Below are 25,181 nucleotides of genomic sequence, written 5' to 3' on the forward strand. Positions count from 1 at the left end.
GTCGCCTTGCCATTGGGCAGGTTAATCATTTCTGGTTCATGCTGCCGGAGAGAATGCAAAACACGCCCATCAGGTCAGCGTGGCGGATCGTAATCTCCGTCTTTTCGTTTACTTTTGGCTTGGCATGGAAGGCAATACCTAACCCTGCCGCTTTGATCATTGGCAGATCGTTAGCGCCGTCGCCAATCGCCACCGTCTGCGCCAGCGGGATGTCATGCTCTTGCGCCAGACGAAGCAAGGTATTGGCTTTATACTCAGCATCCACAATATCGCCGATAACGTGGCCGGTAAATTTACCGTCCATGATCTCCAGTTCATTGGCGACTGCCGCCGTCAGACGTAGCTGGTCACGCAGATAGTCGGCGAAGAAAGTGAAGCCGCCGGAGGCGATAGCGATTTTCCAGCCGAGCGCTTCCAGTTTTAGCACCAACTGCGTTAATCCTGGCATTAGCGGCAGATTCCCGCGCACCTGTCGCAAAATATCGGCATCCGCGCCTTTCAGCGTCGCCACGCGGCTGCGCAGGCTGGCGGTAAAATCAAGCTCGCCGCGCATCGCGCGCTCCGTCACTTCAGCCACCTTCTCACCGGTACCGGCCAGCTTCGCGATTTCATCGATACACTCAATTTGGATCGCCGTGGAATCCATATCCATCACCAGCAGCCCCGGCGTGCGCAGATGCGGAATTTTACCCAGCGGCGCGACATCCAGCTGCGCCTCATGCGCCAGCCGCGTCGCACGCGGCGTCAGCGACCCCGCCAGACGAATGACCTGATAATCCTCCACGCACCAGGCGGCGACAATCACCATTGCGGCGCCCAGTTTGGTCTGATATTGAGTTAAACGCTGCTTATCCAGCCCGCGCCCATACAGCAGCCAACCGCTGCGGCCTGCATGGTAATCCAGAGGCATCACCTCGTCGCCGCTTAAAGAAAGAGGCAAACCAGGCCATAAAGAGACATCTTCAGGCAGATCGCACCAGGTAATGTTAGGCATTAAAGCTCCTGTAAATCGTTCAGGCCGGTAACCGCCCCGCGGAAAATAACGCATGAGGCTACCTTGTAACCATCGCTTCTGGCAACATTAAGCCTCAAATTTTCAGCAGGTGGAATATGGCTCGCGCAAAACTGAAATTTCGGCTGCATCGTGCAGTCATTGTATTGTTCTGTCTCACACTGCTCGTCGCGCTTATGCAGGGCGCGTCCTGGTTTAGTCAAAACCACCAGCGACAGCGCAACCCGCAGCTGGAAGAGCTGGCCCGCACGCTGGCGCGCCAGGTGACGCTCAACATCGCCCCGCTGATGCGCAGCGAAACACCGGATGAAAATCGCATCAACGCCGTGCTGCGTCAGCTCACGCAAGAGAGCCGTATTCTGGATGCCGGCGTCTATGATGAACAGGGCGATCTTATTACTCGCGCTGGCGAAAGCGTCAATGTGCGCGACAGGCTGGCGCTGGATGGCAAAAAAGCGGGCAGCTATTTTAACCAACAAATTGTCGAGCCTATCCAGGGGAAAAACGGCCCATTGGGCTACCTGCGTCTAACGCTGGATACCCACACGCTGGCCACCGAAGCAAAGCAGGTCGATAACACCACCAACATTCTACGCCTGATGCTGCTACTCTCGCTGGCGATAGGCGTGGTGCTGACGCGCACCTTGCTACAAGGTAAACGCACCCGCTGGCAGCAGTCGCCCTTCCTGCTAACGGCCAGCAAGCCTGTTCCGGAAGAGGAAGAGCGTGAGGAAAAAGAGTAAAATGACGGCTTAATAAAGGTAAGGAAAACCACTATGACAACATTACGCCTGCTTATTTCTGACTCTTACGATCCCTGGTTTAACCTGGCGGTCGAGGAGTGCATTTTCCGCCAGATGCCCGCCACCCAGCGCGTGCTGTTCCTGTGGCGCAACGCGGATACGGTGGTCATTGGACGCGCGCAAAACCCGTGGAAAGAGTGTAATACGCGGCGTATGGAAGAAGATAATGTCCGTCTGGCCCGCCGTAGCAGCGGCGGCGGCGCGGTATTCCATGACCTCGGTAATACCTGCTTTACCTTTATGGCTGGTAAACCGGAATACGATAAAACCATCTCCACCCATATTGTGCTCGCGGCGCTGAATTCGCTGGGGGTCATGGCCGATGCTTCGGGACGCAACGATCTGGTCGTAAAAACGCCGGACGGCGATCGCAAAGTCTCCGGTTCAGCCTATCGCGAAACCAAAGATCGCGGCTTCCATCACGGTACGCTGCTGCTGAATGCAGACCTCAGCCGTCTGGCAAACTATCTGAATCCCGATAAAAAGAAACTTGCGGCGAAAGGAATCACCTCCGTTCGCTCCCGCGTGGCCAATCTTACCGAGCTATTACCGGGTATCACCCATGAACAGGTCTGCCAGGCGGTCACGGAAGCCTTTTTCGCCCATTACGGCGAACGCGTCGACGCGGAAGTGATTTCACCGGATAAAACGCCGGATCTGCCGAATTTTGCCGAAACCTTTGCGCGCCAGAGCAGTTGGGAGTGGAATTTCGGCCAGGCACCAGCGTTCAGCCATCTGCTGGACGAGCGTTTCACCTGGGGCGGCGTCGAGCTGCATTTTGACGTCGAGAAAGGTGTGATTACCCGCGCACAGGCATTTACCGATAGCCTGAACCCGGCACCGCTGGAAGCGCTGGCCGAGCGGCTGCAAGGGTGTTTGTACCGCGCGGATAAACTACAGGAAACGTGCGAGGCGCTACTGGTTGATTTCCCGGAGCAGGAAAAAGAACTGCGGGAACTGTCGGCGTGGATTGCAGAAGCTGTGCGCTAAATGAATAATATCAGAGAGACGAATGTGTCTCTGATATTATTTAAACATAACAACATATTCTGAAAAATGAGTGAATAGCACAAATAGTTAAAACACACTCACTAACTACTATATTCTTTAAAATTAATATTATTTCCCCGCACTTCATAAACCCAGCGAATTATAAACCATTTATCATCACCAATGATGATTAAAGTTTTTCTTAACCAAGATTTAATTTTATTAAATTTACAACATATCATTATCTTCATAGAATCCCGACCCGCGCATTACATGTCATTTGGAAATATACTTAATCGTTAGGGATTACTGATGAAAAAATTATTAATAGCGACCTCTGTCATAATAGGATTATCAACTTCAGCGCAAGCGGTTGAATCCACTGCTGTATTAAAACTGACTGGCGTTTTAACCAACGGCGCATGTATACCAGAGTTAAGTGATGGTGGCGTTGTAGATTTCGGTACTAAGGCCGTTAGCGATCTGCTGCCAACTCAGACGAATCAACTGGGATACAAAGATATAACACTCACGATTCAGTGCCTTGCACCGGCAAAAGTTGGCTGGGTCGCTACCGACAATCATGGCGATTCGGCGACAACGCTGACTATCGATAACGCAACATTTGGCGGTCAGAACAATAGAATACCAAACTATCAGCTAGGCCTGGGTACAACAGCAGATGGTATCAAGATTGGTGCATACGGCCTCTCCATAGACGCGAATAATTCGACCGCCGATGGAGTTAAGACGAAGATGGTAGCGTCAAATGATTCGAATCCTGGTGTCTGGGCTTTAGCATCAAACGAATACGTTGCGCTTACAAATACATTTCCAACCCGCACTACATATAGTGTCGGCGATGGAAATGGCCCCGTTGCTTTTACCACCGCAACATTTCCTATACGCGTAGCTGCCGCTATACAGGGAACGGACACACTGGCTATTACCGATAACACCACGCTTGATGGTCAGGCGACCTTTACACTCGTATATCTGTAACTCCAGCATTCACATGGAATATTCAACACCTCTTTAATGGAACTATAATGAAAAAAATTTTGCTTATTACTGCAATTGCAGCTTCCTTTGCTACAACCAGCGTGAATGCTGACACTACTGCCGTATTAAAAGTCACCGGTCAACTGGTTGTTGGTGGTTGTACCCCAGAACTCAGCGGCGGCGGCGTGGTTGATTACGGTACTATCCGCCTCGCCACACTTTCCGCAACCGATGTAAACCAACTGGGTACTAAAGATGTCTCTCTGAGTATCTCTTGTCCGTCTGCAACCAAAGCAGCATGGACTATTACCGATGACCGTGCGGACACCCACCCAGGCGCATCCGTTATCTCCATAGCCAATGGCGATATGACTAATAGTATAGTATCTGATACCACAATGTCCTACGGCGTTGGCAAAACAACCGAAGGTGTAAAAATCGGCGCGTTCTCTATTTATACCGATACCGCGAACGTTACCGCTGATGGTGTAAAATCTGACGCTATCTCAGGAACCGTTGATAGCCCAGTCTGGCAGAAGTCTTCCACCGGGATTATCAAAAACGGCAATATGGAAATGTTTACCGTTGCTACAAAAGGCACCACCGAACCGGTTCCGTATACCCTCGCCATTTTCCCGCTGAAAACCTCACTGGCTATTCAGAATACTGCAACGCTGGCCATTACTGATGATACTGATCTGGATGGTCAGGCAACCATCACGCTTAAATATCTCTGATCCAGACCGTGTAAAAAGGTTATTGATCTGTCTCCCTTATTATGGGGAGACAGATTAAAATTAAAGGACTAATTCTGATGCCAGCAGTGACTAAACTTCCATTATTATTACTCAGCGTCCCCTTTGTTTTTTCAACACTCTTTTCACAGGCTAACGCTGCCGGCATGGTACCGGAAACTACGCTACTGGTGATTGAAGAATCCACACACAGCGGCGTAATGAATGTTAAAAACACCGACAGCAATCCGGCTTTGTTATATACCACCGTCGTTGATTTACCTGACGACAATGGTGTGAAACTGGATGTCACTCAACCAGTTGTTCGCGTTGAAGCAGGCCAGCAGCAGCAACTACGCTTTATTATGGAAAGTACGGAACCGCTCACCGTCGAGCACTATAAGCGCGTCACGTTTGAAGGTATTCCTCCGAAATCTACCGATAAAGGAATGAAAATAGGTTTTAATCTACGCCAGGATTTGCCGGTATTAATTCGTCCTAAAAATCTACCGGTCGTTACTGATGCCTGGAAATTATTAACCTGGTCCAGAAACGGACAAACAATCAACGTCAAAAATCCGTCTCCCTACGTTGTACGTTTAGCCCAAAATATTACCTTCTTACCTTCCGGGGGCGAAGGCACGATTAAAAAAACCTATATTCTGCCCGGCGAAACATTGAACGTCAGTATAAAAACGCCCTTTGCTGCTGATACATCCGTACGTTTTTATCCTGCCAGCCGTTACGGCATTGAAGTCCCCAGCTTTACCTCACCGCTGGTGCCGTAATGAGAGCTAGCACGTGAAGTATTTAAAACTGCCGCTATACATCAAAACTGCGCTTTATTGCTCACTGGCAACCACGACGTTTTCAGCTCTGGCGGAGGAGCTGAATTTTGACATGGGTATTCTCACCTCCAGAGGCATTAGCCCCAACGTCGCACAATATTTTTCCCGCGCGCCGCGCTTTCTACCAGGCAGCCACACCGTCATGGTAAAGATCAATGGCGTAAATAGAGGGTCGTTGGTCGCGCGTTTCGACACAGAAGGCCAGCTTTGCGTGGATGACGATTTCCTCAGCGCCAGCGGGCTCGTTTCGCTTAATATCAGCGCCAAAGAAACCTGCCATAGCCTACAAGAAGATTATCCCTCAGCGATTATTACCCCACTGCCAAACAGTGAATCGCTGGAGCTTTTTGTTCCGGCACAGGCTCTGGATAATAACTTACTATCGCTAAACAACGTGATTAAAGGCGGCACCGCCGGGTTATTTAACTATAACCTGTACGCCAGTCGCAGCGAGTCATCCGGTAGCGATAGCCGAAACTATGCCCAGGCAAACCTTGAAGCTGGCTTAAACTTCGCGGAATGGACGCTGCGCAGCCGCTACATGCTGACGAATAATGATGGAGAATACCGTACCGATAGTCTATATACCTATGCGGAGCACGTATTTCAGGCACAAAAAATGCGTGCGCAAGTTGGGCAGATCAACGTCAACTCCAGTCTATTCAGTGGCGCGCCGATCAACGGCGTACAGCTTATCCCTGAACAAGGGCTGGCACAGGATACACAAGGCGTAACCATTAACGGTATTGCCCGAACCCACCAGGCTCGCGTTGAAGTTCGTCAGTCCGGACAGATTATTTATACCGCACCAGTGAACGCTGGGGCATTTACCCTTGAAAATGTCCCCATCATACGCAGCAATACCGACCTTAACGTCAGCGTCGTTGAAACCGATGGCTCAACGACAACCTTCACGGTGCCGGCAGTATCCTTTAATTTACGCGAACTCACGCCCGCAGGCTTAACAATGTCCATAGGGCGCATACGTGATACCACCAGCGACTATTCGCTCCCCTGGATCTATAACATCAGCGATGGTTGGAAACTGAGTGAAAACTGGCTGGCGCAGGCGTCTGGCGTACTGGCACAAGACTATCAAGCGGCAGGAGGGATGCTGCAATGGCTTCCAACCAATAAATGGACGTTTTCCGGCTCAATGCTGGGCAGTAAAGCGTCCTTTGGCGAATCTCTGCAGGGTGCGAAAAGTGAACTACGCGCCAGCATGGCGCTGCCCGGGGAAATTAGACTTGACGTCAGTACCGCCCGCTACAGCGACGGATATCGTGAGTTAACGGATGCGCTCAATAAAGATGCTTACGAATATCAAAGTAGCTCCAGTGCTAATATTGCCTGGAACCATAATCTGTTAGGTACCTTCTCTCTGGGTTATTACACTTATCAGGCTACGGATAATGACAACGACTCTCGCAGTATAATGGCTTCCTGGGGCAAAACGTTTAAATATGCCTCAATTACCGCTAACTGGCAGCACGCTGTTAATCAGGATGATGAGAATCATAACGACAGTAATGATGATGATATGTTTTACATCAACATCAGCATTCCACTAGGTGAGCAGCGCGTCGGCGCTTATATGCGTAATCAAGGTGATAAAACAACCTACGGGCTACAAAATAATGGTTCGCTGAGTAAAGATACACATTACTATATTTCTGCGGATCGTGATGCAAAAAACCAGCAAAATAGCTTCAACGGTAATCTCAATAGCAATCTTCATTACACTCAACTCAGCGTGGGCGGCGGCACTGATGGCGATAATTACCGCAACTATAACGCAACCTTCAGCGGAGGCATCGCTGCACACGAACATGGCATAACGTTCTCGCCTTATACAATCAAAAATACCTTTGCTATCGCACGCCTGAGTGAACCAGAAAGCGGCATTGAAATCGCCACGCCACAGGGGCGAATCTGGACTGACCACTGGGGGCAAGCCGTCATTCCGGGGCTAACTGAATGGCGGAAATCCCGCGTAGAGGTTAATGCGAATACGCTACCAAAGAGTATGGAACTGGCAAACGGTATTAAGAATATTACCGTCGCGCACAGCGCTTTTCGGGTACTGGATTTCAACGTGCTGAATACACGCCGTGTGATGCTGGCAGTAAAGCGTCCGGATGGCTCATGGCTACCTAAAGGCACCAGCATTGTAGATGAAAAAAATAACTATTTGGTCAGCGCTGTCGACAGCGGACGCGTATTTATCACCGATGTTGGGGATAATCCTGCGTTATATGCCGCTGATGATGATATGAATCGTCTGTGTCGCATCCACTACACGCTGCAGAAAACCCAGGATAAAGAGGCATTTTATGAAACGGCAAAGGGAGTCTGTCAATGAAATCCAACAGCAAATGGTTGGGGATTGCTATATGTTGTATCTTCACCGCACTACTCCCCCCATCAGCCCGGGCCGACGATGACTGCCAAATAACGTTTTCTTCGCCAAACGTCAGCTTTGGCTGGCTTAAGCAAGATGATATCGTCAATTCTCAGCAAGGCTGGAATCAAATGTCTTCACAGGAGGTTCACGTTAGTGTGAGTTGCCCAGAAAGCCAGAATATTGCTCTTTTTGTGCAGGCCTCAGCGGGGGAAAAGGGACGATTTTATTTTGGAAATAACGGTGGTCTCGCCGTACGTGTTAGTCAGATGATAGTAGATGGTAAAAGTTATCCTATTGCCAGCACCCTTGATAGAGTGAGCTTTGCTCCCAATGACAGTGCCCTGGATAGTCTGTTGCTACATAATAACAACGGTATCATCGCGATGGATAATAACCAGCAGGTCAGTGGGAAAATGATGAACGTCACGCTGACATTAACACCTGTCTTGAACGATAATCAATTTACGCATGCTACCGATACGGTCATGCTAGAAAGCAATTTACAGTGGGAAGTGCTGACGAAATAAACGATGAAGGGGGCCTGCTCTGGCCCCCTTCACAATCTTACTCTTTATCGCCCAGCAGTACGGATTCCAGTGCGATTTTGATCATGTCGTTGAAGGTCGTCTGACGTTCAGCGGCAGTGGTCTGCTCGTGGGTACGGATATGGTCAGATACGGTGCAGATGGTCAGCGCTTTCGCGCCAAATTCAGCCGCAACGCCGTAGATACCCGCCGCTTCCATCTCTACGCCCAGTACGCCGTATTTTTCCATCACGTCGAACATTTCGCCGTCCGGAGAGTAGAACAGGTCAGCGGAGAACAGGTTGCCTACGCGCGCGTCAACGCCCAGCGCTTTTGCCGCATCAACTGCGTTACGCACCATGTCGAAGTCAGCGATAGCCGCGAAGTCATGATCTTTAAAACGGATACGGTTCACTTTGGAGTCGGTGCAGGCACCCATACCGATCACCACGTCGCGCAGTTTGACGTCCATGCGCACAGCGCCGCAGGAGCCGACGCGAATGATTTTCTTCACGCCGAAATCGGTGATCAGCTCTTTGGTGTAGATGGAGCAGGACGGGATACCCATACCGTGGCCCATCACGGAGATCTTACGGCCTTTGTAAGTCCCGGTGAAACCTAACATGCCGCGAACGTTGTTCACTTCGCGAACATTTTCGAGGAAAGTCTCAGCAATGTGCTTCGCGCGCAGCGGGTCGCCCGGCATCAATACGACGTCAGCGAAATCACCCATTTCTGCATTAATATGTGGAGTTGCCATCTTCAGTTCCCTTTAAATTTGTTGTTATTGCCTGATGGCGGCTACGCCTTATCAGGCCTACAAAACGTGTGTCAAAACAGTGAAATACCCTAAGTATTTCGCGTTGTAGGAAGGCGACGAATTCGTGAATCCCCGGGAGCATAGATTAACTATGTGACCGGGGTGAGCGAATGAAGTCAACGCATCTACAGCGCGAAAGACAACAGGTATCACAGCATGTTTTTACCGTAGTCCATCGGCGATGTACCAAAGTAGGTCGCCAGCGTCTGGCCGATATCCGCGAAGGTTTCACGGTGACCTAAAGAGCCCGGTTTGACTTTCGGACCGTAGATCAGCACCGGAATGTGCTCACGGGTATGGTCAGTACCGGTCCAGCTCGGGTCACAGCCGTGGTCAGCGGTCAGGATCAGAATGTCATCTTCCCCCACCAGCTCCATCAGCTCCGGCAGACGGCGGTCAAACAGCTCCAGGCCTGCGGCGTAGCCCGCGATGTCGCGACGGTGGCCCCAGGAAGAGTCGAAGTCGACGAAGTTAGTGAAGACGATGGTTTTATCGCCCGCTTCTTTCATCTCTTTGAGGGTCGCGTCGAACAGCGCGTCCAGACCGGTCGCTTTCACTTTCTTAGTGATGCCGCAGTTGGCGTAGATGTCGGCAATCTTACCGACGGACACCACGTGGCCCTGTTTTTCATCGACCAGTTTCTGCAGCACAGTCGGCGCTGGCGGTTCTACGGCCAGGTCGTGACGGTTGCCGGTACGCTGGAAGTTACCGGCCTTGTCGCCGATAAACGGACGCGCGATCACGCGGCCAATGTTGTAGCCGCCTTCGGTCAGCTCTTCACGGGCGATTTCGCACAGCTCGTAGAGTTTATCCAGGCCAAAGGTCTCTTCGTGGCAGGCAATCTGGAACACGGAGTCAGCGGAGGTGTAGAAAATCGGCTTGCCGGTTTTCATGTGCTCTTCGCCGAGCTGGTCCAGAATGACCGTACCGGAAGAGTGGCAGTTACCGAGGTAGCCCGGCAGGTTAGCGCGTTTCACCAGCTTATCCAGCAGTTCCTGCGGGAAGCTGTTTTCGTGATCGCTGAAATAGCCCCAGTCGAACAGCACCGGCACGCCGGCGATTTCCCAGTGGCCGGACGGCGTATCTTTGCCGGAGGACAGTTCGTGCGCCCATGCGTATGCGCCAATAACGTCCGCGTTGCCGTCCATGCCGGCGGCAATTTTACCGGTAGAGCCTTCATGCGCTTTCACCAGCCCCAGACGAGTCAGGTTAGGCAGATTCAACGGGCCTTTACGGCCATTGTCAGCTTCGCCTTTGGCGCAAGCTTCTGCGATGTGGCCCAGAGTGTCGGAACCTACGTCGCCAAAACGATCCGCGTCTTCAGTAGCGCCGATGCCGAATGAGTCCAGCACCATAATAAATGCACGTTTCATATCTTCTCCGTACTTAGTGCTTCAAAAATAATTGATCAGATCAGTATACAACTATTCAGTAATTCGACGATAGACCGAAGGTGTGCTTGCTGGCGCTTTATCGTCAAGGATAATTGCCGCTTTGACGGCCTTCGCCGCTTCCTGCCAACTGGCTTCGTCTTTGGCATGAATCACCGCCAGCGGGCGCTGCCCGTCGATGCTGTCGCCCAGACGGGCCATGTCGGTAAAGCCAACGCTGTAATCAATGGTGTCAGACGCCTGACGACGGCCGCCGCCCATCGAGACGACCGCCATCCCCAGCGCACGCGTATCCATTGCGCTGATAAACCCTTCGGTATCAGCATATACCGCTTTGCTCAACATGGCGGTCGGCAAGTATTTATCGTAGTTCTCAACGAAATCGCTTGGCCCTTTCTGCGCGGCCACCATACGACCAAAGACTTCTGCCGCTTTACCGTTATCCAGCACCGCCTGCAGTTTGGCACGCGCTTCGGCGTCGTCTTTCGCCAGCTGGCCGGAGATCAGCATCTCCACGCATAGCGCCATAGTGACGTCAAACAAGCGCGGATTGCGGTATTCACCGGTCAGGAACTGCACGGCTTCACGCACTTCCACCGCGTTACCGGCGCTTGAAGCCAGCACCTGGTTCATATCGGTTAACAACGCCGTAGTGCGAACTCCCGCGCCATTTGCCACGCCGACAATCGCTTCAGCAAGGGCTTCAGAAAGTTCATAGGTTGGCATAAACGCGCCGCTGCCGACTTTTACGTCCATTACCAGCGCATCAAGCCCTTCGGCCAGTTTCTTGGCGAGGATGGAGCCGGTGATCAGCGGAATAGAGTCCACCGTCGCGGTAATATCGCGGGTGGCGTAAAAACGTTTGTCCGCCGGTGCAAGCGAGCTGGTTTGCCCAATAATCGCCACACCCACGTCTTGAATAATTTCGCGGAAACGGTTGTCGTCCGGGAAGATATCGAAGCCCGGGATCGCTTCCAGTTTGTCGAGCGTACCGCCGGTATGTCCGAGGCCGCGACCGGAGATCATCGGCACATAACCGCCGCAGGCCGCTACCATTGGCCCCAACATCAGAGACGTCACGTCCCCTACGCCGCCGGTCGAATGCTTATCGACAATCGGGCCATTGAGATTCAGGCTTTTCCAGTCAAGGACAGTACCGGAATCCCGCATCGCCATGGTCAGCGAAACACGCTCCGGCATGGTCATATCGTGGAAGAAGATGGTCATCGCCAGGGCGGCAATCTGCCCTTCAGAGATAGTATTGTCACGAATACCATTAATAAAGAAACGAATTTCTTCGTCACTCAACGCATGACCATCACGCTTTTTACGAATAATTTCTTGTGCGAGAAACACGGTACCCTCCTGAGGGAAAAGAGTAGAAGGCTTACATCGCCGGATGGCGGCTAACGCCTTATCCGGCCTACAGGCCTGGATTTGTAGGCCGGATAAGCGCAGCGCCATCCGGCAAATCAGAGCTTAGTAGCTGCTGGCGCTCTTACCGTCGCCGTGACCCAGCGCTTTCAGCAGGCTTGCCAGCAGGCTGGATGCGCCAAAGCGGTAGTGACGAGAATCTGCCCAGTCAGCGCCAAACAGTTCGTCTGCAATCGCGAGGAATTTCTGCGCGTCTTCCGCCGTACGTACGCCGCCCGCCGGTTTGAAGCCAACGGTTTTGGAAACGCCCATGTCGCGGATCACTTCCATCATGATGCGCGCGCTTTCCGGCGTAGCGTTTACCGGCACTTTACCGGTAGAGGTTTTGATGAAATCCGCACCGGCTTTAATGGAGATTTCAGAGGCTTTACGAATCAGCGCCTCTTCTTTCAGCTCGCCGGTTTCGATAATCACTTTCAGCAATACGTTCGCTGCGGCACAAGCGTCTTTACAGGCTTTTACCAGGTCAAAACCCACCTGCTCGTTACCGGCGATCAACGCGCGGTACGGGAATACCACGTCCACTTCGTCAGCGCCGTAGGCGATCGCCGCACGGGTTTCCGCCAGCGCAATATCGATGTCATCATTGCCATGCGGGAAGTTAGTCACCGTTGCAATGCGGATGTCCGGCGTACCTTGTTCTTTCAGAGTTTTACGCGCAATCGGGATAAAACGCGGGTAAATACAAATCGCCGCCGTATTCCCGACCGGAGTTTTTGCCTGATGACACAACGCGATCACTTTTTCATTGGTGTCGTCATCGTTCAGAGTGGTCAGATCCATCAGTTTGAGCGCACGCAGGCTGCTTGCTTTTAAATCAGTCATGACATTCTCCAACGGCATTGCCGTATAAAATTTCACCTTGCGAGTCTGTTAATATTCTAACATTCACTCGCGATTACACTTCGATATACATCACAGTTAATGAAAACTACGTACAAATTTGCATTACTGTAATGAGATCTGAATCAAATTATCCCGCCGTCACCGTCTGTTCTTCGAGCGATAAGCGCATCAGGATCAAAGTCGGTTTGCCGCCATTTTCTACAATAGCGCATCGTCCCGGCATAAAGAGGAAACGAAGATGCCTGCCTCATGCGAAACTGCGCTCCAGCAGCGTTGCCAGCAAATTGTGACCAGCCCGGTGCTCACGCCTGAACAAAAACGCCATTTTCTGGCGCTGGAAGCTGAAAACGCCCTGCCTTATCCCACCCTGCCGGAAGATGCCCGCCAGGCGCTGGATGAAGGCGTCATTTGCGATATGTTTGAGGGGCACGCCCCCTTCAAACCGCGCTACGTGTTGCCCGATTACGCCCGATTTCTGGCTAACGGTTCACAGTGGCTGGAACTGGAAGGCGCGAAAGATCTGGATGATGCGTTATCCCTACTCACCATTCTGTATCATCACGTTCCTTCCGTGACGTCCATGCCGGTTTATCTCGGCCAGCTTGATGCGTTGCTGCAACCGTATGTTAGAATTCTAACACAAGATGCGATCGATATTCGAATAAAACGTTTCTGGCGTTATCTCGACAGAACGCTGCCAGACGCCTTTATGCATGCCAATATTGGCCCTGCCGATACGCCTGTCACACGAGCGATTTTGCGCGCCGATGCCGAGCTAAAGCAGGTGGCGCCTAACCTGACGTTTATCTACGATGCGGAAATTACGCCGGACGATCTGCTGCTGGAGGTCGCCAAAAACATTTGTGAATGCAGTAAGCCACACATTTCCAATGGCCCTGTAAATGATAAAATTTTCACAAAAGGCCATTATGGCATCGTCAGTTGTTATAACTCGCTACCGCTTGGCGGCGGCGGCAGTACGCTGGTACGTCTCAACCTGAAAGCCGTGGCAGAACGCAGTACGTCTGTCGATGACTTCTTTTCACGTACGCTACCGCACTACTGCCGACAGCAGATCGCCATCATTAATTCACGATGTGAATTCCTCTATGAAAAATCACATTTCTTTGAGAATAGCTTTCTTGTACAGGAAGGTTTGATCGAGCCCGAACGTTTTGCGCCGATGTTCGGTATGTACGGGCTGGCGGAAGCCGTGAATCTGCTGTGCGAAAACGCGGGCCTGAACGCCCGTTACGGCAAGAATGAAACGGCAAACGAGCTGGGCTACCGTATTAGCGCCCAACTGGCGGATTTCGTCGAAAATACGCCAGTGAAGTATGGCTGGAAGCAACGGGCGCTGCTCCATGCCCAGTCTGGCATCAGTTCCGATATTGGCACTACGCCGGGCGCACGTTTGCCGTATGGCGATGAACCGGACCCTATCACCCATCTGCAAACCGTCGCGCCGCACCATGCCTTTTACCATGCCGGGATCAGCGACATTCTGACGCTGGACGAAACCATCAAGCGTAATCCGCAGGCGCTGGTTCAGCTTTGTCTTGGCGCGTTCAAAGCCGGGATGCGGGAATTTACTGCCAATGTCAGCGGCAACGATCTGGTGCGCGTCACCGGTTATATGGTGCGCCTGTCGGATCTGGCGAAATTTCGCGCCGAAGGCTCGCGCACGAATACCACCTGGCTGGGAGAAGAAGCCGCACGTAATACCCGCATCCTGGAACGACAGCCACGCGTAGTCAGCCATGAACAACAGATGCGCTTTAGTCAGTAAGATCATTGCGTTTTCCTGCGTCGATGGGCCAGGCAGCCGCCTGGCATTATTCTTACAGGGCTGCAATTTGCGCTGCAAGAATTGCCATAACCCGTGGACGATGGGACGCTGTAACGACTGCGGGGAATGCGTATCGCAGTGTCCGCATCACGCCCTCAGCGTTGATGGCGGGAAAGTGGTATGGCGGTCGGACGTCTGCGAGCAGTGCGATACCTGCCTGAAAATGTGCCCACAGCAGGCAACGCCAATGGCGCAAACCATGAGCGTTGACGATGTGCTGCGTCATATTCGTAAAGCATCGCTGTTTATTGAAGGTATTACCGTCAGCGGCGGAGAGGCGACCACGCAATTACCGTTTATTGTGGCGCTATTTACGGCGATCAAAGCCGATCCGCAGTTACAACGGCTGACCTGTCTGGTGGACAGTAATGGTCAGTTAAGCGAGACCGGCTGGCAAAAACTACTGCCGGTTTGCGACGGCGTAATGCTCGATCTGAAAGCCTGGAAGAGCGAGTGTCATCACCGTCTGACCGGACGTGATAACACGCATATTAAGCACAGTATCCGCTTTCTTGCTGCGCGGGGAAAACTGGCGGAGCTGCGGTTACTGGTTATCCCGGGTCAGGTGGACTATGCGGCGCATATCGATTCACTGGCGGCGTTTATTACTTCGCTGGGCGAGGTTCCGGTGCGTTTGAATGCCTTTCATGCGCACGGCGTCTATGGCGAAGCGAAGGCCTGGCCAGGCGCGACGCCGCAAGAGGTGGAACGGCTGGCTGACGGATTGCGCGCGCGTGGGGTGGCGAAGCTGATTTTGCCGGCGCTATATCTGTAAGCGTCACCTGCCGGATGGCGGCTGCGATGCCCTCAGAGCCGAAACAAGGTAATGGTATTGCGATACAGCGCATCGGCTATCACCTCTGCGGGCTCCGGGCGTAATTCGCAGAGCGCATCAAATACGCGCGCCGCCTGCTCCGGGCGATTCGGCTGCCCCTGAAACCCTTTTAGCGGCATATCCGGCGCATCGGTCTCCAGCAACAGCGCGTCCAGCGGCAACCGCGCCATAACATCACGGGTTTTACTGGCGCGCGGGTAGGTGATGGTGCCACCGACGCCGATTTTATAGCCCAGTTGCACAAAACGTTCGGCCTGTTGCAGACTGCCGGCAAAACCATGCACCACGCCGGTTCGCGGCAAACTCTGGCGCTTTAAGCGCATCGCCAGTTTGTCATGCGTGCGCCGCGAGTGCAGGATCACCGGCAGATCGTAGAGTTTTGCCAGTTGCAGTTGCGCGTCTAAAAATCGCTCTTGCCTGGCAAACTGCGGATCGTCGCGATAAAGATCGAGCCCGATCTCGCCTACCGCCACGACGTTCTGTTGTTGCGCCAGCGCTTGTTGCAGCTTATCAGGATCGTCATCGGCATGACGCTCAATCACAATGGGGTGTAATCCCAGCGCAGCATAAAGCGACGGGAAACGCGCCGCCAGCGCCAGCACGCGGGGAAAGTGAGCCGCCTCGGTCGCCGGCACGATGATTTTTTCAACGCCCGCCTCACAGGCACGCTGAATACTGGCACGCTCATCGCCCGTAAAGGGCGGGAAATCAAAATGGCAATGCGTATCGATAAAGCGCCAGCTCACGCCAGATCCTCGTCGGTAAATGTGGTGTCGTTTGCCTGCGGCGCGCTAATGACCTCCGCCACATGCGTATCATTGGCCACCGGCGCCGGAGGCACGACCACCGTTTCCGGCACGGCAATCCGCGACGAATGGCGCAAGAGAGGCGGCGTTGCGGCGAGCAATTTACCAACGGTGGCAAGGAAATAACGCCCGCATAATTGCCCGGTTTTGTAATCCTCACGCAGCGCCGGGATACGGCTGCCCAGCGCCATGCTGTGCAGCGGTTTCGGCGGATAAATTTCAATGATCCGCAGCTTACCCGGCGGCTTTTCAATAAATTGTTGGATCGCGCTGTAGGACGTTTCATGATGCTGCACCAGGTTGACCAACGGCTGTAGACTGCTCTCTCCCAGCCAGCGCTCCATACGCTTAAACCACTGCGGCGTGTAATACATTTGCGAGGGTACGGTGCGGATCACCACAATGGTTTTCGCCCCCCGCTTTGCCGCCTCCTGAACCGGAATGGCGTCGCTAATGCCACCGTCCAGATAGTTGATGCCCTCTAACGTAACGCCGGTACGGTAGAAACCCGGTATGGCGCTGGAGGCGCGAATGATATCAAGCCAGTTTTGTTTTGTCGGCGAGAAATAGCCCGGCGTGTAATCATCCCCCCGGCAGGCGCACATATAAAAGGATTTTCCGCTGTCGAACAGGCGCGCTGCGGTATCCATTTGCAGCGGCATCCGGGCGGCGGTGGATTCCACCAGCCAGTCGAGGTCAATAAGGTTTCCTCCGCGTACAAATCGTAGCGGATCAAAAAATTCGCGCCTGGTGGTATAGCGCATAATGACTTTACGCCCGTAGCCGGGCTGGTTGCAGAGATACGCCGAGAGATTTTGCGCACCGGCTGATGTGCCGAAGTAGAGATGGAAAGGATTAAACTGCGCACGCATAAACTCATCCAGCACGCCTGCGGTAAAGATACCCCGCTGCCCCCCGCCCTCACAGACCAGCGCCATACGGCCTGGCCGGAACGGTGTTAATGATAACGGCGCAATATTGCCGAGCGTAACCGGTATTCGCTGGCCCACCTCTGCCTTCCTGTTTTTCATTTTTTTCCAGGCTGACAAGGTAACGCAAAACGTTAACGGCTAAAACCGTAAAAGCCAGTCCGCTGGACTGGCTTGATAGCAATATATCTTTACAGCTGCCTGCTAGGGTCGTTTACGGCCCATGAACAGGCTGACCAGGAAGAGCACGATCCCGACGACGAAGACGATTTTCGCCGCGCCGGCAGCCGTACCAGCCAGTCCACCAAAACCCAATGCGGCGGCAATTAACGCGATAACCAGAAATATAATGCCCCAACGAAACATAAGCCTCTCCTTTACCATAGTTAATGTCGACCGCTAAATATGAGCGCTCAGGCTACTCATTCGCGATATTTTTAGTGTGGTGCACATTACGCCTCCCGACAAACGTCGGGAGGACGAATTACGACGAATTACTGAACTTTCAGATCGTTTTTAACACTTTTTACGCCATCAACGGCTTTCGCGATGCTTTCAGCGCGGTCGCTTTGTTCCTGAGTTTCAACAGTACCGGAGAGCTGTACGACGCCATCGGTCGTTTCCACTTTCACTTTACGGGAAGGGACGAGATCGTCCGCCAGCAACTTGGCTTTGACTTCACTGGTCGTGGCCGTATCGCCGGCATAGCCTTTCACGGAACCTTCTTTATTGTCGCGAACGTGAAGTTTGTCGCTAACGGAGGTCACGCCTTCTACGCCTTTCGCCACTTTCACGGCGGCTTCAGCCTGCGCCTGGCTTTCTACAAAGCCGCTCAGGGTGACGACTTTCTGATTGGTTTCGACAGAAATATCGGTGCTTTTAATATTGTCATGGTCTACCAGCGCAGCTTTGACTTTCGCAGTGATGGCGCTGTCATCCATGAAGTTACCGACTTTATTCATAGAGCTATCGACTTTTTGCCCTGCGGTTTCGGTTCCGCTTTGCGCCTTGTCCGTTGTTGCGTTTTCTGCAAAGGCAGAACCTGTCGCAACAGCAGAGGTCAACATTACGGCCAGCAGAGTTTTAGAAATCTTCAGTCTTGTCATAGTCATCGATTTTGTCCTGTATAGTTTGCTCGTAATTTGAGCTCAGGCAACACGAGGTTGCATTGCTGAATGCGGTGAAACTCACCGGTTTCTGAAGTCAATGACTGGCATCACATTCGTGAATTTGTAACGACGCGTCGCCTGCCACCCTTCCGTTTCAGTTATTAATATCGTGACTGAAACAAATCTCAGCTTTAAGCTCTCATATTCACGCATTGAACAGGCATTAAAGCCGACATTTATGTCATCACTTTGTTAAATATAGATCACAATTTTAAAATCGCTTGTCGGTGCGTATAAAAAACAGGCAGATCGGAGAAAAAACGCGGGATTTAAGAACATTCCGTAAGCGGTTAAAAAGGCAGGGAAAGTACGAAGGCGCGGCGGATGCCGCGCCCGGAAAGGGATCAGTGTTCGCGCGTTTTACGGAACTGAACGTCAGGGTAACGTTCCTGGGTCAGGTTCAGGTTAACCATCGTGGGGGCGATATAGGTGAGGTTGTCGCCGCCATCCAGCGCCAGTTGCGTTTCATTCTTACGCTTAAACTCTTCGAATTTCTTCGCATCGGTGCTTTCCACCCAGCGCGCCGTCGCCACGTTGACGGATTCATAAATCGCCTCAACGTTGTATTCGCTTTTCAGGCGCGCGACAACAACGTCAAACTGCAGAACGCCCACGGCGCCGACAATCAGATCGTTGTTGGAGATGGGACGGAATACCTGCACCGCCCCCTCTTCAGAAAGCTGCACCAGCCCTTTCAGTAGCTGCTTCTGCTTGAGCGGATCTTTCAGGCGAATACGACGGAACAGTTCCGGCGCAAAGTTCGGGATACCGGTAAACTTCATCATCTCGCCCTGGGTGAAGGTATCGCCGATCTGAATGGTGCCGTGGTTATGCAGACCCAAAATATCGCCCGGGTACGCTTCTTCAACGTGCGAACGGTCGCCCGCCATAAAAGTTAACGCGTCGGAAATCACCACATCTTTGCCGGTACGGACCTGGCGTAGCTTCATGCCCTTCTCATACTTACCGGAAACCACGCGCATAAACGCCACGCGGTCGCGGTGTTTCGGGTCCATATTGGCCTGAATTTTAAAAACAAAACCGGTGAATTTCTCTTCCGAGGCTTCCACTGTGCGGGTATCGGTTTGACGCGGCATCGGCGCAGGCGCCCACGCCACTAAACCATCCAGCATATGGTCAACGCCAAAGTTACCCAGCGCGGTACCGAAAAATACCGGGGTAATTTCCCCTGCCAGGAACAGCTCTTCATCAAACTCGTTAGACGCGCCCTGCACCAGCTCCAGCTCGTCGCGCAGCTGTTGCGCCAGATCTTCACCGACGGCGGCATCCAGATCCGGGTTATTCAGCCCTTTAACGATGCGCACTTCCTGAATGGTGTGGCCCTTACCGGTCTGATACAGATAAGTTTCATCTTTATAAAGGTGATAAACGCCCTTAAACAGCTTGCCGCAGCCAATCGGCCAGGTGATCGGCGCGCAGCCGATTTTCAGCTCATTTTCCACTTCATCCAGCAGCTCCATCGGGTCACGGATGTCACGGTCGAGTTTGTTCATAAAGGTCAGGATCGGCGTATCACGCAGACGGGTAACTTCCATCAGCTTACGGGTCCTGTCTTCAACGCCTTTTGCGGCGTCGATCACCATCAGGCAACAGTCCACCGCCGTCAGGGTACGGTAGGTATCTTCGGAGAAGTCTTCGTGCCCCGGGGTGTCCAGCAGATTCACCAGACAGTCGTGATACGGGAACTGCATCACCGAGGTAGTGATAGAGATACCACGCTGTTTTTCCATCTCCATCCAGTCAGATTTTGCATGTTGGCTGGAGCCACGGCCTTTTACCGTACCGGCGGTCTGAATCGCCTGTCCGAACAGCAACACTTTTTCGGTAATGGTGGTTTTACCGGCGTCCGGGTGAGAAATAATGGCAAAAGTGCGGCGTTTGGCCACCTCTTGCAAATAAGGAGACAACGTCATAGTCAAATCTTCTTGAGTAAGCGCGGCGTTTGACCACGCATGTTGAATACGAAAAATGCGGCTATTTTACCCATCAACCTGGGGGAGGCAATCAGTGTTTACACAGGAGCTGCTCCAGTTCGCTTAATGACGCCACAGTCCAGGTTGGATGGATACCCGCGGGCTGCTCGCGATGATGCGCGTTAAGCCAGCAGGTCGACAGTCCGGCGTTAATGCCGCCAAGAATATCGGATTCCGCGGTATCGCCAACCATTAATACGCGCGAGCGGTCAGGATTCCCTGCCTGCTCCAGGGCGTAGTTAAAGATTTTCGGATCGGGCTTCGCGACGCCAACCTGCTCGGAAATCACCAGCAGATCGAAATACTCGCGCAGCCCGGTGCGCTCCAGACGAGTTTGTTGTAGCGCGGTAAAACCATTAGTAATAATACCGATTTTAGCCTGCCCGCGAATCGCATTAAGTAGCGAAACGGCGCCCGGCAAAGGAGAACAGATCTCCGCCATCGCACTAATAAAAGCGTCATTCAGCAGCCCCGGCGCAACGTTTAGCCGTTCAGCCCAACTTTGAAAGCGCGCGTGCTGCAATTGTAATGAGGTAATCGCGCCGTTCTGATAATCCACCCATAGCGGCTTATTCACGGCCTGGTAATCCTGGAAATCCTCAGCGGTAAAGGTGACGCTATAGTCAAGGAACATCCGCTGTAAGCCGGTGAAAGAATCAAACGTAAACAGCGTTTCATCGGCATCAAAGAAAATCCAGTCCCACTTCATCATTACACCTTGCCTCTTTTATTACATGCTTATCGGTAACGCCATGATGATGGCGTCCTCATGCCCTTGTGCCGTGGGATAGTAATTGCGGCGAATCGTCGCCTCGTTAAACCCCAGACTTTCATACAGCGCGATGGCGGTAGCGTTAGAGGCGCGTACCTCCAGCCATAGCGTTACAACACCGCGCGTTTCCAGTTCATCAATCAGATGCTCAAGCAGCATACGCCCCAGCCCCCGACGCTGAAAATCCGGATCGACGGCGATATTGAACAGCGTCGCTTCGTCCAGCACCACCTGTGTAATGGCAAACGCGGCCATTCTGTCATCAGCGGTCAGCTTAAGGTTGAGATACCGTTCGCCCTGGTTGCCGAAAAACGTTTTTTCGCTCCACGGAAACGCATGAGCGCGTTGCTCAATCTGCCAGGCTGCGGGGAGATCGGTCGTGCTGAGGATAGAAATCGTGTTCATGTTCGCAGATTTGTTGCCATAGTGCGGCGCGTGCCGCCGGGTTTGCCCGGAGTCCATTAAACGCCGGCGTCGTGACCTGAGCGCCTTCGAGTTGGAGCGGCGCGTCAGTTCCTAACCGCCAGCTATTACAACGGCTGCCCTGCGGCAGCATGGCGACGCGCTCAGGCGTCAGCGGTAAAACCTGATCGGGACTCACGGTCAACGCGCGTAAGATATCGCGCATTAGCGGCTCGTTCAGCGCAGGTAATTCCTCTGCAACCACGATCAGACGAACGTGCGCGGGAAGGGAAATCGCAATCTCGCCCTGTAGCGCGCCAGGACGTCGCAGCGCCCACTGCGTAATACCCAGTTGCTGTAACTGCCAGTCTCGTCGGGATGTCATAGCGAAACGCTCCTGTAATCAGGGGCGCAAATATAGCAAATCTGTCGAATCTGCGCCATCAAACTACTATAATCGCCGCCAGTCTGAATTAAGGAGCATTCCATGTCTGCTTTTACCCCGGCAAGTGAAGTCTTGCTGCGCCACAGTGATGATTTCGAACAAAGCCGTATTCTTTTTGCCGGAGATTTGCAGGATGACCTGCCCGCGCGCTTTGAATGCGCCGCCAGCCGCGCGCATACGCAACAGTTTCACCACTGGCAGGTATTAAGCCGCCAGATGGGCGATAACGTCCGTTTTAGCCTGGTCGCGCAAGCCAGCGATGTCGCTGACTGCGATACGCTGATCTACTACTGGCCGAAAAATAAACCCGAAGCGCAGTTCCAGTTGATGAATATTTTGTCGCTGATGCCGTCGGGCGTCGATGTTTTCGTCGTGGGAGAAAACCGCAGCGGCGTGCGTAGCGCCGAACCGATGCTGGCGGACTATGCGCCGCTGAACAAAGTAGATAGCGCGCGACGTTGCGGCCTTTACCATGGCCGTCTGGAAAAGCAGCCGCAGTTTAGTCTTGAATCCTGGTGGGCCGAGTACAACATCGACGGGCTGACCATCAAAACGTTGCCGGGCGTATTCAGCCGCGACGGACTGGATGTTGGTAGCCAACTGCTGCTGTCTACGCTGACGCCGCACACCAAAGGTAAAGTGCTGGATGTCGGCTGCGGCGCTGGCGTGCTTTCCGCCGCGCTGGCCAGCCATTCGCCGAAAGTGCGCCTGACGCTGTGTGATGTCAGCGCTCCGGCGGTGGAAGCCAGCCGCGCCACGCTTGCCGCTAATGGTCTTGAAGGCGAGGTATTCGCCAGCAACGTCTTTTCGGAAGTCAAAGGACGTTTTGACATGATCATCTCCAACCCGCCGTTCCACGACGGAATGCAAACCAGCCTCGATGCGGCGCAAACGCTCATTCGCGGCGCAGTGCGCCATCTGAACAGCGGCGGAGAGTTACGCATCGTGGCGAACGCCTTTCTGCCCTATCCTAAGATTCTGGATGAGACTTTTGGCTTCCATGAAGTCATCGCGCAAACCGGGCGCTTTAAGGTTTATCGTACCGTGATGACCCGTCAGGCGAAGAAATAGTTGGCCTGATAAGCGCAGCGCCATCTGGTTGCATGTGCCGGATGGCGACGCAAAGCGTCTTATCCAACCTACGTCTCGCGTCCATTTTTGCAGCAATCAATCTATCCCATGCAATTAACTATTGACGAATAGCTGAAAACCACTAGAATGCGCCTCCGTGGTAGTGATTCTTTTCAAGAATCGATGGTATGCGAAGGTGGCGGAATTGGTAGACGCGCTAGCTTCAGGTGTTAGTGTCCTTACGGACGTGGGGGTTCAAGTCCCCCCCCTCGCACCAAAACCACGTTGATATTGCTCGCACTGGGCGAAGGTGGCGGAATTGGTAGACGCGCTAGCTTCAGGTGTTAGTGTTCTTACGGACGTGGGGGTTCAAGTCCCCCCCCTCGCACCAACGAGGCGATATCAAAAAGTAAGATAACTGTGCGAAGGTGGCGGAATTGGTAGACGCGCTAGCTTCAGGTGTTAGTGTCCTTACGGACGTGGGGGTTCAAGTCCCCCCCCTCGCACCAATTATCTTATCCTTCCTTTGTCTCTTCATTTTCATCCCTGATTCCAGTTCATCATTGCCAACATCATGCCGCCAATAAGCGCTATACACGATGGCAGCAGTACAAAATGCCGTAATTGTTTGTGATACAACATCAGCGCAGACAGTAGCAATCCTGATACAATCAACAGCTTCAGCGCATCAGCTGACAGGCCGATAAACGCCAGTCCAACGATAATCACTCCAGGCAATAATACGCCCCATCCGCTGCCTAACGTCCGCTGCAACATGGTTTCACCTCTGGAATTGATAATGATAACCAATATCATATGATATATTTTCTCATTTGTCAGCCAGGGAGAAAGCTAAAGAGATGAGTTTTACTTAACGGTTGATGACACGTATTCAGTAAGGTGATAGATAAATTGTCCGACTGTTAACGTAAAAACAACAACACCTCGCTTTAGGCGACCTTTTCTCATACGTTATTTTCATGTTGGCGCCCGATTCCGTGTATATCACCGATAAATAACGACAATTACCCATGACAACACCATCCTGGCGGTCGCTTCGTATTAAGAAGTATCAGTTTTCTTTACGTCTTTTCTTGTTTCTCAACGCCGTGTCGGCGCTATTTACTCTCGTTTTCCCCCTTTATCAGATCAATGTATTTTGCACGCCAATGATCGGGATAGTGGTCCTGAGCGTATTACTGTTGATATGGCATGGGAAATATGGACAAAAAAGAATTAATCTCCCCTTTATCTCCCTACTCTTTGGGGGAATATGGGCGGCGCATATTGCGCTAAAGTATCCGGCGTTAGGCCATTATGATTTCTCTTTTTTACTGATTTCCCTGCTTAGCGTTCTGTTTATCGGCTCGATAGCCTTTGCCGCGAATATCGTCGCGTTTACGCTCTATTCGCTACCGCCAGTCGCGGTCTGCCTGTGGCTGAACGGTAATGAACAAGGTTTGCGAATTCTCTATTTGCTGGCCCTGCCAATGGTGGGAATCGCTATTCAACATGTTATCCAGAAACGCTACGATAATTTTGCCCAACAGCTCATGTTTAAGCTGCTGGCCGAGCGGGAAACCCTCAATGGCCTGAGTATGCTTGATCCATTAACCGGCTTATATAACCGCCGTGGCCTGCAAAATCGGCTGGATACGTTACAGGCGCCGGGCAGCCATGAACACTACGTCCTGCTATTGGATATCGATCATTTCAAAGCGTATAACGATCACTACGGTCATATGATGGGCGATCAGGCGTTAATTCGCGTCTCAGCGGCAATTCGGGACGCCGTGCGATCGCGCGATGTCGTCTGCCGTTTTGGCGGGGAAGAATTTCTGGTGTTGCTGACCACCGCCGAACCACAGCAAGCCCGCGCTACCGCAGAACGTATCCGACAGGAAGTATACGATCTTAAAATCCCGCATATGTTTAACGAAAGCGTCGCCACCAATGTCACTGTCAGTATCGGCATTGCGCCCCTGACGGATCGCAATATCGGAGACGCTATCGAAAAAGCGGATAAAGCGCTCTACGAAGCCAAGCATCTTGGACGTAACCACATTCTGGTCAGCGACGACATGCGCGCCCTATGAATCCT

General features: G+C 52.6%; 25 protein-coding genes and 3 tRNA genes. 14 read left to right on the forward strand and 14 right to left on the reverse strand.

Features of this window, described 5'->3' with window-relative positions:
* Positions 1–25: 25 nt before the first annotated feature.
* Positions 26–994 carry a phosphoserine phosphatase gene (serB, locus tag QEN31_RS19945; RefSeq protein WP_001132983.1) on the reverse strand — a complete coding sequence of 323 codons (969 nt, stop codon included), beginning with the start codon at positions 992–994 and terminating at the stop codon, positions 26–28.
* A 116-nt stretch (positions 995–1,110) separates the two neighbouring features.
* Here serB and QEN31_RS19950 point away from each other — a divergent pair, with 116 nt between their 5' ends.
* From QEN31_RS19950 to QEN31_RS19980, 7 genes are all read left to right on the forward strand, one after another.
* Positions 1,111–1,755 (forward strand): YtjB family periplasmic protein, encoded by a 645-nt coding sequence (locus QEN31_RS19950; protein WP_000090067.1) that lies wholly within the window; start codon positions 1,111–1,113, stop codon positions 1,753–1,755.
* 33 nt (positions 1,756–1,788) lie between these two features.
* Positions 1,789–2,805, forward strand: a complete 1,017-nt coding sequence (lplA, locus tag QEN31_RS19955; protein ID WP_000209756.1) for a lipoate--protein ligase LplA — start codon at positions 1,789–1,791, stop codon at positions 2,803–2,805.
* Positions 2,806–3,117: 312 nt separating this feature from the next.
* Complete coding sequence (locus QEN31_RS19960) at positions 3,118–3,807, forward strand: DUF1120 domain-containing protein (protein ID WP_000734706.1); 690 nt, start codon at positions 3,118–3,120, stop codon at positions 3,805–3,807.
* A 47-nt stretch (positions 3,808–3,854) separates the two neighbouring features.
* Complete coding sequence (locus tag QEN31_RS19965) at positions 3,855–4,544, forward strand: DUF1120 domain-containing protein (protein WP_000722276.1); 690 nt, start codon at positions 3,855–3,857, stop codon at positions 4,542–4,544.
* 77 nt (positions 4,545–4,621) lie between these two features.
* Entirely contained in the window at positions 4,622–5,329 is a 708-nt protein-coding gene (stjC, locus tag QEN31_RS19970) for a fimbrial biogenesis chaperone StjC (protein ID WP_001112032.1), read from the forward strand.
* 13 nt (positions 5,330–5,342) lie between these two features.
* Positions 5,343–7,751 (forward strand): fimbrial biogenesis outer membrane usher protein, encoded by a 2,409-nt coding sequence (locus QEN31_RS19975; protein WP_000876250.1) that lies wholly within the window; start codon positions 5,343–5,345, stop codon positions 7,749–7,751.
* Entirely contained in the window at positions 7,748–8,320 is a 573-nt protein-coding gene (locus tag QEN31_RS19980) for an outer membrane protein (protein ID WP_000841604.1), read from the forward strand. Before QEN31_RS19975 ends, QEN31_RS19980 begins: the two co-directional genes overlap by 4 nt.
* A 37-nt stretch (positions 8,321–8,357) precedes the next feature.
* Here the strand turns inward: QEN31_RS19980 and deoD are convergent, their stop codons facing one another.
* The 4 genes from deoD to deoC all read right to left on the reverse strand — a co-directional run bounded on the left by deoD (position 8,358) and on the right by deoC (position 12,787).
* Positions 8,358–9,077, reverse strand: coding sequence for a purine-nucleoside phosphorylase (deoD, locus tag QEN31_RS19985; RefSeq protein WP_000224870.1), 720 nt, complete (start codon positions 9,075–9,077; stop codon positions 8,358–8,360).
* Positions 9,078–9,286: 209 nt separating this feature from the next.
* Positions 9,287–10,510, reverse strand: a complete 1,224-nt coding sequence (deoB, locus tag QEN31_RS19990) for a phosphopentomutase (RefSeq protein ID WP_000816454.1) — start codon at positions 10,508–10,510, stop codon at positions 9,287–9,289.
* Positions 10,511–10,561: 51 nt separating this feature from the next.
* Positions 10,562–11,884, reverse strand: a complete 1,323-nt coding sequence (gene deoA, locus QEN31_RS19995; protein ID WP_000477838.1) for a thymidine phosphorylase — start codon at positions 11,882–11,884, stop codon at positions 10,562–10,564.
* 123 nt (positions 11,885–12,007) lie between these two features.
* Entirely contained in the window at positions 12,008–12,787 is a 780-nt protein-coding gene (gene deoC / locus QEN31_RS20000; protein WP_001519713.1) for a deoxyribose-phosphate aldolase, read from the reverse strand.
* 259 nt (positions 12,788–13,046) lie between these two features.
* Here deoC and QEN31_RS20005 point away from each other — a divergent pair, with 259 nt between their 5' ends.
* A complete protein-coding gene (locus QEN31_RS20005; protein ID WP_064239834.1) occupies positions 13,047–14,597 on the forward strand; it encodes a YjjI family glycine radical enzyme in 1,551 nt (516 codons plus the stop codon).
* Positions 14,569–15,432: a YjjW family glycine radical enzyme activase gene (locus QEN31_RS20010; protein WP_001064945.1), complete on the forward strand. Its 864-nt coding sequence runs from the start codon at positions 14,569–14,571 to the stop codon at positions 15,430–15,432. The genes QEN31_RS20005 and QEN31_RS20010 overlap by 29 nt, the downstream gene beginning before the upstream one ends.
* Before the next feature lie 32 nt (positions 15,433–15,464).
* Here QEN31_RS20010 and QEN31_RS20015 read toward each other — a convergent pair whose 3' ends face one another.
* From QEN31_RS20015 to QEN31_RS20050, 8 genes are all read right to left on the reverse strand, one after another.
* Positions 15,465–16,238: a metal-dependent hydrolase gene (locus tag QEN31_RS20015; protein WP_099949724.1), complete on the reverse strand. Its 774-nt coding sequence runs from the start codon at positions 16,236–16,238 to the stop codon at positions 15,465–15,467.
* On the reverse strand, positions 16,235–17,308 hold the full coding sequence (locus tag QEN31_RS20020) for a patatin-like phospholipase family protein (RefSeq protein WP_000531538.1): 1,074 nt from the start codon (positions 17,306–17,308) through the stop codon (positions 16,235–16,237). The genes QEN31_RS20015 and QEN31_RS20020 overlap by 4 nt, the downstream gene beginning before the upstream one ends.
* 123 nt (positions 17,309–17,431) lie before the next feature.
* Positions 17,432–17,593, reverse strand: coding sequence for a DUF1328 domain-containing protein (locus tag QEN31_RS20025; RefSeq protein ID WP_000490276.1), 162 nt, complete (start codon positions 17,591–17,593; stop codon positions 17,432–17,434).
* 128 nt (positions 17,594–17,721) lie between these two features.
* On the reverse strand, positions 17,722–18,339 hold the full coding sequence (gene osmY, locus QEN31_RS20030; RefSeq protein ID WP_000178963.1) for a molecular chaperone OsmY: 618 nt from the start codon (positions 18,337–18,339) through the stop codon (positions 17,722–17,724).
* 401 nt (positions 18,340–18,740) lie between these two features.
* Positions 18,741–20,330 carry a peptide chain release factor 3 gene (gene prfC / locus QEN31_RS20035; RefSeq protein ID WP_000175966.1) on the reverse strand — a complete coding sequence of 530 codons (1,590 nt, stop codon included), beginning with the start codon at positions 20,328–20,330 and terminating at the stop codon, positions 18,741–18,743.
* Between the two features lie 91 nt (positions 20,331–20,421).
* On the reverse strand, positions 20,422–21,099 hold the full coding sequence (gene yjjG, locus QEN31_RS20040; RefSeq protein ID WP_000870686.1) for a pyrimidine 5'-nucleotidase: 678 nt from the start codon (positions 21,097–21,099) through the stop codon (positions 20,422–20,424).
* 21 nt (positions 21,100–21,120) lie between these two features.
* Positions 21,121–21,567 carry a ribosomal protein S18-alanine N-acetyltransferase gene (rimI, locus tag QEN31_RS20045; RefSeq protein WP_064239833.1) on the reverse strand — a complete coding sequence of 149 codons (447 nt, stop codon included), beginning with the start codon at positions 21,565–21,567 and terminating at the stop codon, positions 21,121–21,123.
* Positions 21,512–21,949, reverse strand: a complete 438-nt coding sequence (locus QEN31_RS20050; protein ID WP_099949725.1) for a DNA polymerase III subunit psi — start codon at positions 21,947–21,949, stop codon at positions 21,512–21,514. The genes rimI and QEN31_RS20050 overlap by 56 nt, the downstream gene beginning before the upstream one ends.
* A 102-nt stretch (positions 21,950–22,051) precedes the next feature.
* Between QEN31_RS20050 and rsmC the strand changes: the two genes are divergently transcribed.
* The 4 genes from rsmC to QEN31_RS20070 all read left to right on the forward strand — a co-directional run bounded on the left by rsmC (position 22,052) and on the right by QEN31_RS20070 (position 23,589).
* Positions 22,052–23,080, forward strand: coding sequence for a 16S rRNA (guanine(1207)-N(2))-methyltransferase RsmC (gene rsmC / locus QEN31_RS20055; protein ID WP_001272276.1), 1,029 nt, complete (start codon positions 22,052–22,054; stop codon positions 23,078–23,080).
* Between the two features lie 190 nt (positions 23,081–23,270).
* A tRNA-Leu gene (locus QEN31_RS20060) sits at positions 23,271–23,357 on the forward strand.
* 27 nt (positions 23,358–23,384) lie between these two features.
* Positions 23,385–23,471: transfer RNA gene (locus QEN31_RS20065), tRNA-Leu, on the forward strand.
* Between the two features lie 31 nt (positions 23,472–23,502).
* Positions 23,503–23,589, forward strand: a tRNA-Leu gene (locus tag QEN31_RS20070).
* Positions 23,590–23,620: 31 nt separating this feature from the next.
* Here QEN31_RS20070 and QEN31_RS20075 read toward each other — a convergent pair.
* Positions 23,621–23,857 (reverse strand): DUF1435 domain-containing protein, encoded by a 237-nt coding sequence (locus QEN31_RS20075; RefSeq protein WP_000941876.1) that lies wholly within the window; start codon positions 23,855–23,857, stop codon positions 23,621–23,623.
* Positions 23,858–24,111: 254 nt separating this feature from the next.
* Between QEN31_RS20075 and QEN31_RS20080 the strand changes: the two genes are divergently transcribed.
* A complete protein-coding gene (locus QEN31_RS20080) occupies positions 24,112–25,176 on the forward strand; it encodes a GGDEF domain-containing protein (protein ID WP_000211207.1) in 1,065 nt (354 codons plus the stop codon).
* The last annotated feature ends 5 nt before the right edge of the window (positions 25,177–25,181 follow it).

It is taken from the genome of Salmonella sp. SA15303, from assembly GCF_029962125.1.
Lineage (GTDB): Bacteria > Pseudomonadota > Gammaproteobacteria > Enterobacterales > Enterobacteriaceae > Salmonella > Salmonella enterica.